Origin of the sequence: Actinomyces graevenitzii C83 (genome assembly GCF_000239695.1) — a bacterium.
GTDB lineage: Bacteria > Actinomycetota > Actinomycetes > Actinomycetales > Actinomycetaceae > Actinomyces > Actinomyces graevenitzii.
Genome location: NZ_JH470338.1, coordinates 1,266,612 through 1,276,322 on the forward strand (window position 1 = coordinate 1,266,612; position 9,711 = coordinate 1,276,322).

9 protein-coding genes, 3 tRNA genes and 1 CRISPR repeat array are annotated in these 9,711 nt (G+C 61.0%); of the genes, 4 read left to right on the plus strand and 8 right to left on the minus strand.

Annotated elements, in window-relative coordinates; genetic code table 11:
* Positions 1-8 precede the first annotated feature (8 nt).
* The 8 genes from HMPREF0045_RS09645 to HMPREF0045_RS05465 all read right to left on the minus strand — a co-directional run bounded on the left by HMPREF0045_RS09645 (position 9) and on the right by HMPREF0045_RS05465 (position 6,355).
* Positions 9-833: a phosphatase PAP2 family protein gene (locus HMPREF0045_RS09645; RefSeq protein WP_005986280.1), complete on the minus strand. Its 825-nt coding sequence runs from the start codon at positions 831-833 to the stop codon at positions 9-11.
* Positions 834-973: 140 nt separating this feature from the next.
* Positions 974-2,632, minus strand: coding sequence for a DUF7059 domain-containing protein (locus tag HMPREF0045_RS05435; protein WP_005986281.1), 1,659 nt, complete (start codon positions 2,630-2,632; stop codon positions 974-976).
* A gap of 9 nt (positions 2,633-2,641) precedes the next feature.
* The gene (locus tag HMPREF0045_RS05440; RefSeq protein ID WP_005986283.1) at positions 2,642-3,631 is read right to left on the minus strand and encodes an endonuclease/exonuclease/phosphatase family protein; all 990 of its coding nucleotides are present in this window, start codon (positions 3,629-3,631) and stop codon (positions 2,642-2,644) included.
* A complete protein-coding gene (gene msrB, locus HMPREF0045_RS05445; protein ID WP_005986285.1) occupies positions 3,628-4,047 on the minus strand; it encodes a peptide-methionine (R)-S-oxide reductase MsrB in 420 nt (139 codons plus the stop codon). Before msrB ends, HMPREF0045_RS05440 begins: the two co-directional genes overlap by 4 nt.
* Positions 4,044-5,777 carry a mechanosensitive ion channel family protein gene (locus HMPREF0045_RS05450; protein WP_005986287.1) on the minus strand — a complete coding sequence of 578 codons (1,734 nt, stop codon included), beginning with the start codon at positions 5,775-5,777 and terminating at the stop codon, positions 4,044-4,046. Before HMPREF0045_RS05450 ends, msrB begins: the two co-directional genes overlap by 4 nt.
* 265 nt (positions 5,778-6,042) lie before the next feature.
* Positions 6,043-6,118: transfer RNA gene (locus HMPREF0045_RS05455), tRNA-Phe, on the minus strand.
* A gap of 48 nt (positions 6,119-6,166) precedes the next feature.
* Positions 6,167-6,240 (minus strand) — tRNA-Asp (locus HMPREF0045_RS05460).
* Between the two features lie 42 nt (positions 6,241-6,282).
* Positions 6,283-6,355, minus strand: a tRNA-Glu gene (locus tag HMPREF0045_RS05465).
* Between the two features lie 266 nt (positions 6,356-6,621).
* Between HMPREF0045_RS05465 and HMPREF0045_RS09650 the strand changes: the two genes are divergently transcribed.
* From HMPREF0045_RS09650 to HMPREF0045_RS05485, 4 genes are all read left to right on the plus strand, one after another.
* Positions 6,622-7,260, plus strand: coding sequence for a phage holin family protein (locus tag HMPREF0045_RS09650; RefSeq protein WP_005986289.1), 639 nt, complete (start codon positions 6,622-6,624; stop codon positions 7,258-7,260).
* Positions 7,196-7,510 carry a hypothetical protein gene (locus HMPREF0045_RS05475; RefSeq protein ID WP_155813103.1) on the plus strand — a complete coding sequence of 105 codons (315 nt, stop codon included), beginning with the start codon at positions 7,196-7,198 and terminating at the stop codon, positions 7,508-7,510. Before HMPREF0045_RS09650 ends, HMPREF0045_RS05475 begins: the two co-directional genes overlap by 65 nt.
* Positions 7,511-7,524: 14 nt before the next feature.
* Positions 7,525-7,869 carry a DUF3618 domain-containing protein gene (locus tag HMPREF0045_RS05480; RefSeq protein WP_005986291.1) on the plus strand — a complete coding sequence of 115 codons (345 nt, stop codon included), beginning with the start codon at positions 7,525-7,527 and terminating at the stop codon, positions 7,867-7,869.
* 262 nt (positions 7,870-8,131) lie between these two features.
* Complete coding sequence (locus tag HMPREF0045_RS05485; protein WP_005986293.1) at positions 8,132-8,338, plus strand: DUF3073 domain-containing protein; 207 nt, start codon at positions 8,132-8,134, stop codon at positions 8,336-8,338.
* Positions 8,339-8,629: 291 nt separating this feature from the next.
* Positions 8,630-9,694: a CRISPR direct-repeat array (repeat unit 28 nt; unit sequence GGCTCATCCCCGCGTGAGCGGGGAAAAC).
* The last annotated feature ends 17 nt before the right edge of the window (positions 9,695-9,711 follow it).

Below are 9,711 nucleotides of genomic sequence, written 5' to 3' on the forward strand. Positions count from 1 at the left end.
TATGTAATTTACTTTAAGCCCAGTTTAACCAGGCGCGACATACCCAGGGCACTGACTGCCCCAAAACCGCCCACTCCTACCAGGTAGGCCGTGAACTGCAGGGAGCCAAACAGGTAGAAATTACGGTAACCAGCAGAGGCTAACATCACCACTAGCGCCAAACTCAGGTAGCCACCCAGCGAAAGCAGGTAGCGTGCCAGTTTTGAGCCGGGCAGGCCGCGATACTCGTCTGTTCCCCAAGCCCCAGCCGCGAGCGCCACAAAACCCCAGGTGAAGGCCACTGCGGCGGCGGCAATGATGTCTGAGGGGCGGTGCCATTGGCATACCAGGGTGGACCAGCCCATGAAGAAGGTGAAGCCGGCCCCTACCCAGGCGGCAATCACACGCCAAGCCGGCGGCACTACTAGCAGTAGGGCTACGGCAATGGAGGCGGCCACGCCGGTGTGTCCTGAGGGTAGGGTGTTGGCGGCGTCGACGCGTTGACTGTAGCCCCAGTCTGGGCGGGTGAAAACGAAGTGTTTAAGTGCCTGGATGGTTACGTTGGTGCCTACTACGACGGCGGTGGCCCACAGAGCGGCGCGGGGGCGGCGCCTTAGTAGGGCAATGGCTAGGGTGGCGATTATGGCCACCACGATTAGCGGCACAGATACGGCGTTTAGTAGCGCGCGGGCCTGGTCATCAATCCTGGCCGCACCCCAGTAGGAGCCTTTGAAGGCGGCGTCGTCGATAAACTGCCCTTCACGCGTGTTTACCAGCAACGCCCACGACCCCCACACCAGCAGGGTGAAAAGTAGGGCGTAGACGCAGGCTATGCGGCGAGCAAGTTTTGACATAACCTCAGACCTTACAGGTAACGAAACGATAAACAACTAATTGTGACCCCAAAGACGCTGTTAGCTAAGTCCGTTTGTGGCAAATTTGCACACAGGCTTAAGCCGCGCCTGGCGGGGGTAATTTTTGCGCTGCGCGGTTTTCAGACGATAGTAACCATCCCTGCGTGAGCAAAAGTCCTGGTGGCGGCCACCATGTCGGCTAGGACTGCAGCTGGGTCTTCACTAGTTAGCGAGGCTACGGCGGCCGCGATTTGGGCGACAGTGAGCAGTCCCTCATCTGAGGCGCTCAGTAGGGCCACCTCGGGCATCCCTACCGCTATTACGCGCCCGAACCCTTCGGCTTGGCGGATCACTGGCGCGGTGGGCACGGGCGTGGGGGTGAGGGCTTCTTCTTTGCTTAGGCCCGACGCCGTGCGTAGCTTAAGTGCGGCTACTTGCGCGTCATCTAGGCCGCGCAGGGCTTCGTGGGCGGCAATTACTTGGGCTACGTGTTCGCCTAACGCCCCTTGGCCGCTGGTGGTGACTTCTTCCAGGACCCGCCAGGGCTCGACGACGGCGCCGGGGGCTGCGGCGTCGCTGGCAGGTTCTTCTGGGGCGGTTTGCCCTTCTAGAGCGGTGCCGCCGAGACCGCTGAGAGCGCCCGCTGCGACGGGAGCGTGGAACACCAGGTAGCCCATGCCCACGCCGCTTACCTGACGTGAGTCGAAGTCTTCTTGCCAGGCAGCCAGGGCGTTTTCGAAGGCGACGCCACTGCGTTCAGGGGTGAGTCCGCCGTCGCGCAGCCACATGGCGGCATACTCCACCGGGTCTTGCACTTCACGCTGAATAATCCAGGCATCTAGGCTCTTGCCGATCCACTGGTTTACGCTAGTGCGCCAGCTGGTGCCCTCGCGGTGTTCCCAGTTGCCGAGCATTACGGCCACGCCGTCGGGGTTTAGGTGATCCTCCAGGCCACGCACCAGGGCGGGCAGGATGGGCCCACCGGCGTCGCGGTACTCCATCAGCGGCAATCCGGCCTGACGCACGCTGGGTGGGGTGATCACAAAGGGCGGGTTGGAGACGATCAGGTCAAAGCGTTGGCCGGCCACAGGTTCTAGCAGGTTGCCTTGGCGTAGCTGCACACGGGCACTATCCACCCCGGCTAGAGCCACGTTGAAGGCGGTAAATTCCAGGGCGCGCGTGGAAATGTCGGTGGCCACCACCTGGCGCACGTGGCGCAGCAGGTAGAGGGTTTGAATGCCGCAGCCTACCCCCAGGTCCAGGGCGGTTTCTACCGGTTTGCGTGGGGTTAGGGCGGCCAGGGTCAGCCCGGCACGGCCAATTCCCAGCACATGATCGGGGGCTAGGGCCTGGCCGGTGACTAATTCACCCAGGTCACTGGCTACCCACCAGCGCACGGATCCGTGGGCGTCTTCAGCTTCGTGGGGGCGCAGGTCGACGGCGGGGGCGTAGAGCTGCTCGCCACTGGCGCTTTGCGTGGGTACCACCAAGCCAATATCAAGGGCTCCGGCCACGCCAGTACGCGGCAGGGCGGTTTCTAGAGCAGCGGCGCCAACTGGCTCGCCCAGCATGAACAGGGCGGTTAGCACCGCCACCTTGTATCCCGCGACGTCGCCAGCCCCGGCGGCCAGGGCGCGACGCACCACCCGCAAAGCCGGGGCCCGCAGCTCACGTTGCAAAGCAGCGGCAGCTACCGGCCCTAGTAAAGCCTCCACGCTTTCCACTCCCCAACCTGATTGGGCCAGGTCAGCGCGCAGTAGCGAAGCTTGCTTAGCGGTTAGGCGGGGGGCTTTAGGCATTGGGGCTCCTTAGAATTCCAGATCCACCCAGGTAACTAGATGATCAGAGATAGCTAGTTTAAACGTACCCGAATCGACCACCTGCGCGCTCGGCCCGCCGGCTGGTGCGCCCGACGCTGGTGTGCCTTGGCTTGGCGCAGCTGACACGCCTTGAGCTGATGCACCTGACGCTGCGGCAGCTGCTTGGCTGGCCGCACCCAGAGGCGGTAGGGCGTCGGTGAGGAAATGATCAATGCGTCGGCTTGGGGCAGCCGAGGGGAAAGTAACCCCCTGCCCAAGCTGACGGCCTACCCCAATACGGGCCAGGGCGGCGTCGTCCATGTTCATATCCCCACCCAAAATATGGGCCCCAGGCAAACCAGCCAGCTTCCACCAGGCGTGGGCCAGCTGGCGCCGAGCGGTGGTGGGGTGGGTGGCCAGGTGCACGCTAGCCACGTTAAGCGGCTCCTGCCCGACGCCGTCGGCCAAAGTAGCCGCCAGCATCAGGCGCGTTGAGGCGGTAAACAGCGCATAGGGCAGCTTGCCGCCCTCGCGGCGCACAATCGTGGGCACGCCCCGCCCCAGCCGCTCCACCCGCCAAGCCTGCACCGGTAGGCGCGACAAAATGGCGTTACCAAAGCCACGCAGAGGGGCCAGTGGCTCCAGCACCCGCAGCGGGTCGTCACCAAAGGTGCGCACCTGGCTACGGCGTGGGCGGTGACGCAGGCGGTCTACTCCCCCAGCGTAGGTGGCGGCAAAGCGCCAATACGGGTAACCGGCCTGTTCAGATAGCAGGCCCGCCAAATCCACTCGACCTGAGCGGTTTTGGTGCAAATCCACTTCCTGCAGCAAAACCACGTCAGCGTTCAGCTCACCCAGCTGCTGGGCCACCTGACTGTAAAGCTGGCGGGCAACTTGAGGGCTGTAGGGCTGGCCAGAGGCCACCTCGGCTAGCGTGGCAGTGTCATTGGCCCGCCCATACTGGAGGTTTGCGCTGGCCAGGCGTAGTTTCGTGATCACTCTTTAGGCTCGTCAGTTGCGAAACTTAGCGCCACCGAGTTCATGCAGTAACGCTGACCGGTGGGGGTGGCGGGGGCGTCGTCGAAAACGTGACCCAGGTGGGAGCCGCAGTTAGCGCAACGCACCTCGGTACGCTCATAACCCAGCTTGTAATCTGAGTGTAGCGTCACCGCATCGGTTTCCTTGGGGTCATAGAAGGACGGCCAGCCACAGCCCGACTCGAACTTGGTGGTGGATTTAAACAGCTGTGCCCCGCAGGCCCGGCAAGAGTAGATACCTTCGCGGTTTTCGTCCAGCAGCTCGCCGGTGAAAGGCATTTCGGTGCCAGCCTGACGCAGCACCTCATACTCAGCCGGGTTTAGGCGCTCACGCCACTGGGCGTCAGTGAGCTGCGCAAACTCTTGATTCTCACTCATGACTCATCCTTGGTTTTATCCGACACGGCAGGTAGTACAGCGGTTTTATCCACTTCATTTATTCCCGCCTCGGCGTCAGTTGCCCGGCTGGCGACGGCGTCGGGGGCCTGGGTGACCTTAGCGGTACCGGCAGCCCCAGCTGAGCCAGCAGCGACGGCGTCGGGGGCCTGACCTGAGCGCTCTACCCCCGCAGCGCCAGAGTGTCCTACCTCAGCCGCGCCAGAACGAAGGGCCTCTACCTTGGCCTTAGCGCTACGGCTGGCCGCGCTGAGCACACCGCGTGCCTGCTCCGGGCGTAGCTGCCGCTTTGCCTCCTCAACCGCAGAAATCTGGGCAACCTGCGTGGGGTCGGAGAGCACCATGGTGGCCGGCTCGGGTACGTCTGTGGCTTCCGGCTCAGTTTGTACGCCTGAGAGTATTCCACGTCGCAAAATCCGACGCCGCCGCATCTTCTTGGAGCGCACTGCGGCCGCCTGCACCCGGGCTTCCTCAATGGGATCGCCCTGCTCAGCTTTAGTTACCGCCGGCTGGGACTTGGTGTCACTTGATAGCTGTGCCAGTTCCTGCGCTAGCTTAGCCACCTTTTCGGGGGTGGGATCTTGCATGACGGTGACGTTTTCCACCTCCACACGCTGACGTGGCAGGGCATAAGGGGCCTCTTTTTGCAGCCAATTAATCATTTCTTCACGCACATGGCATTGCAGGTTGAAAGCATCAGCGCTGTTAACCGCAGAAACGGTCATACGCACGCGAATCAGCGAGTTTTGCGCATCAGTGACAACCAGTGAAGCTTCACGCCCATCCCAGGTGGAGGAGGAAGCCACAAACTTAGCCAGCTGCGCCCGCATAGCGGCAATAGGTGCGCGCCAATCCAAATCAAAGTTCAGTTGTGCTACCTGGCGCTCGTCGCGGCGTGACCAGTTCGTGAAGGGGTGCTCTGTGAAGTATTTGCTGGGCAGTAAGATACGTCGGCCATCAAAAGCTAGCACCACCACGTAAGTAAGCGTGATTTCTTCAATTCGGCCCGAGTCAGTGGAGTTAATAACCACCTGGTCATCCACGCGGATAGCGTCAGTGATAGCCAACTGCAAACCTGCAAACAGGTTTCCCAGCAGAGACTGTGCAGCCAAACCGGCTACCACCGAAACCAGACCGGCACTAGCAAGCAGCGAGCCCATAGCCAGACGTGCTTGCGGGAAGGTCATGATAATGGTGATTACACCAACGGTGATGACGATAACTTCAGCTACTCGTCTCAGAATCTGGGCCTGGGTGGTGATCTTATTGGCCCGGCGCACATTGGTGGGGTCATTGCGCGATTCGGCATGGGCCACCACGGTAGCCGAAATGGCTTTAACCCAGCTTACGCACACCCAGGTCAGGGCCGCTTTAAACAGGATTACCAGTAACACAATGGCGTAGCTGTACCAGGCTGGCGAGGAGGTTCCCTCCATGGCCAGCTGAGCGCCAATTAAGGCACCGACCACAGCAAACAGGGCGTAGAAAGAGTTACGTCCCTTCTCTCCCACGTGGTGCCACAGCAGGGAGCGGCGTCCGGCCACGTGCACCGCAATAACTACAGCTAAGGCCAGCACCAGGCCGATTGATAGGCCTAGCACCGTGCGCCACAGCAGGCTGAAAGTGTCTAAGGTGACCGCTGCGGCAGATTCTGTGGGCGATGGCGTGGGGATAGGAGTCGCCACCGCGAGTATGTGCCCCTGATTTAACATGGCAGCCACACTAGTAGCGCAGGCTGTGTACGAGCTGTGGTTTTACCCGCGCGTCCACACAGGTAAGGCAGTCCACAAAGCTTGAGCTTGCAACATAAAACCCGCTAGTAACAGGCGCCCCAGAAGCCCCAATGTGGGCGCCTTAAGTCCCACCCCTCAGCAGCGACGCCGCCGCACCTTTGGGTAGTAAACATCAGCCCCCAGCACGGCAAGCCCCGCAGAAACCAAAAAACCCCGCATCGCTTACGCAATGCGAGGATTTAAGTGGTGGCTCCGACCGGCGTCGATCCGGTGACCTTTCGATTTTCAGTCGAACGCTCTACCAACTGAGCTACAGAGCCAATCTGAAAACTTTGGCCTGACCATTACTGATCAGGCCAACTTTTTCGCGACCTCGACGGGACTTGAACCCGCGACCTTCGCCGTGACAGGGCGACGCGCTAACCAACTGCGCCACGAGGCCTTGACTTTCGTCAGATTCATATGAAGTTATCGTACGAATCCGTACTCCCAACGGGATTCGAACCCGTGTTGCCGCCGTGAAAGGGCGGAGTCCTAGGCCGCTAGACGATGGGAGCCTTTTGGCTTTGGCGTCTTGCGCCTCGAACCGAGAAGAACTCTATACAGGAACCAGACCCAAGCACAACTCGAAAAAGCGTGACGCTGACCACATGGCTAGTTTTGCGCAGAATTCCAATTGAAATTAACTGTTTGCGCACAATCGTTTTAAAGGGAATGGGCTTAAGCGCGCTTTCGTGGCAACCTTAGAACAGCTGCATCCCTCGACGTCGGCCCGCCCACCTGTAGCTATCCGCCGTCACAATTTGCTGGAAGGATCACTGTCGTGACCGAAACCCCCCAAGGCTCCAACCGCACACAGCCTTCGCTAGGCGCCCTAATGGCGCGCGTGAGCGAAAATATTTCTACCCTGATCCGCACCGAAATCGCACTCAATAAGGCCAAGGCGGCCGAAACAGGTAAACGTTTTGGTTTAGGAGCCGGCCTGCTAGGCGCAGCGGGAGTATTCGCCCTATTTGGACTGGGCTACCTACTAACCACCCTGTCGCAGGTAATTGCGCTATGGCTGCCGAAGTGGGCGGGGTCGCTGATTGTGGCCGTGCTGGTGCTGATTGTGGCCGGGGTGCTGGCTCTGGTGGGCAAGAAGGAAATCGACAAGGGCCGCGTAGTGGTGCCTAACCCGCAAGTTGGTTTGCGTCAGGACGTGCAGGCCGTGACTAACTCGCTGCGTGAGGGCCTAGCTACCGACGACGCCGCCAAGCCTGCTGCAACTGGTAGTGCCGCCACCTCAGGTCCGGTGCCCCACTCCCCCCGCCACCAATGGCCCCGCAGCCAACGGCCCGACTGGCTCTGCTCCCGCCGGCCCGGCTTTCGGACAGAACTGAGCGAAAGGAAGTTTCATGTCTATCTCAGCCCTAGAAGCTCAGCTAGAGGCCCAGCGCGCAGCCGCCGCCCAGGCCGTTAACGAGTTGGCCCGCCAGATCGCCCCGGCCACACTCAAAGCCCAGGCCGCCCAGATCGGTGAGGACAGCGTGGCGCGAGCCAAGGCGCTCGTCAGCGACTCCGCCCCGGTAAAGGAGCGCTTTACCACGCTGGTAGAGGAGGCTAAGGGTAAAGACCCGGCCGCCGCCGTCGTACTTGCCGGAGCAGGACTGGTTGCCGCCACGACGGCGCTGATCAGCCTGCGGTTGGCGCTACGTCCGCTGTTTAAGTGAGGAAAGGATAAATAATGCCCAGTGCACAGGAGCTCGAAGAGCAGCTTAAGGCCCAGCGTGAGGCCCTGGCCCAGAGCGTAGATGACCTGGCTGAGCGGGTTAACCCCAAGGCCCAGGCCAAGGAGAAGGCTGAGCAGGTGCGCGCCAAGGCCGCTGAGGCTGGCTCTAGCATTTCTGAGTCACTGCACCAGTTTAGTTTTATCGCCAAGGAAATGAGCGAGGGTGTGCGCGCCCAGGCTAAGTACTACTGGGATCGCGCCGGTGAAGGTGACTCTTCTGCCCGCGTCGTGGTGGCCACGGTGGGTGCTAGCGCCCTGCTGGTTGGCGGCGCAGTGGTGAAGAAGATCTTCAAGCACTAGTAGCTACCGGGACGCCGTAACGAGCCCGCCTGCACTGAAAGTAGACGCTGACAGCGCAGCGCGGGCGGTGGTGTGAACGAGCAAACGAAATCAGTGCTATTGTTCACATGTGGACCGCCACTCCAGTCCAAACCGGCCCTGATCGGCGTGTGGAATGGAGATTGTGGCGCTTATCGTTGTACGGTTGTCTCACGATAAATTCAGACCATTTCGAAACAGCACGTTTTACGTGCGCGATCAGACGTTGGAGGGGGTCGAGCCTATGGGGCGCGGCCGTCAAAAGGCCAAGGCAACCAAGGTTGCCCGCAAGCTCAAGTACTACAGTCCTGAGACTGACTATGCGGCGCTAGAGCGTGAGCTCGCTGCCACGTCGGCCCGCTCAGGAAGCAGCAGCTACGACGACGAGGACTACTCGGATCTAGCCGCCAAGTACAACGATGACTTTGACGATGAAGATGATCTTGAGTAACTAAAGGGTGGGGGCCAGCTCGATAGAGCTGGCCCCCACCCTTTTTGTAGCTAGACGCCACGCCCACCAAGTAGGGCTGCGTCCATCGAGTAAACGCATCAACCAAGCGAACGCGGCATACCCTAAGCAAGCGCTACACCCTAAGCAGATGCTGCGCTCTAGGCGGGCGCAGCTTTCTAACCAGGCACCGCAGCCTAAACAGGTGCTGCGCCGCTACCTGATGCAGCACCTCTAAAACCCCACGCTAGCGGGGAAAACTGAGGCCCGACCCCTTGCCTCATGTATATAGTCGGCTCATCCCCGCGTGAGCGGGGAAAACGTACTCACAGACGCGGCTCACAGGCGGCCGATCGGCTCATCCCCGCGTGAGCAGGGAAAACTGCGCCGCCGCATACTCACACACCAAAGCGCGCGGCTCATCCCCGCTCGCGCGGGGAAAACTTCGAGGCTATCGGCACTATTATCAGTACAGCGGGATCATCCCCGCTCGCGCGGGGAAAACTACTCAAGACCTACCTGGATCAAAAGAGTCATCGGATCATCCCTGCTTGCGCGGGGAAAACACGTCACCGGCGACGATAGCGTCGGCGTAGGGCGGCTCATCCCCGCATGAGCGGGGAAAACGTAACGCTTGAACACGGATTCATAATAATGTGGGGCTCATCCCCGCATGAGCGGGGAAAACCGTGGGCGTGTCCGTTCTTAGGATTCTCAGTGAGGCTCATCCCCGCGTGAGCGGGGAAAACATCTCTGAGTCACTCTCTGAGTCACTGCACCAGGGCTCATCCCCGCGTGAGCGGGGAAAACATCTCTGAGTCACTCTCTGAGTCACTGCACCAGGGCTCATCCCCGCGTGAGCGGGGAAAACCAACCGCAGCCCGGCGGCCTACCCACTCTCGCCGGCTCATCCCCGCGTGAGCGGGGAAAACTTTAAGCGCCTGGGCGACCTTGTGGGCCCCGCGGGCTCATCCCCGCGTGAGCGGGGAAAACGCCCTCGACTCTAAAAATTGCACCTCTGAGGGTGGCTCATCCCCGCATGAGCGGGGAAAACTGTCTAGCGTTCGCGGTTGGGAGGGCTACCACCGGCTCATCCCCGCGTGAGCGGGGAAAACCAAACGTTTAGCGTTGTAAATAGTTTGCGTTCAGGCTCATCCCCGCGTGAGCGGGGAAAACACGGGGCGGCCAGCGCGAGGCACTACGATGGCCGGCTCATCCCCGCATGAGCGGGGAAAACGCTACCCTGGAGGAAACGGCGGCCGCGCATCAAGGCTCATCCCCGCGTGAGCGGGGAAAACAGTCTCTATGACGTGTGGGTAGACTACCGTGCCGGCTCATCCCCGCGTGAGCGGGGAAAACGGTCCCCGCNNCGCAAG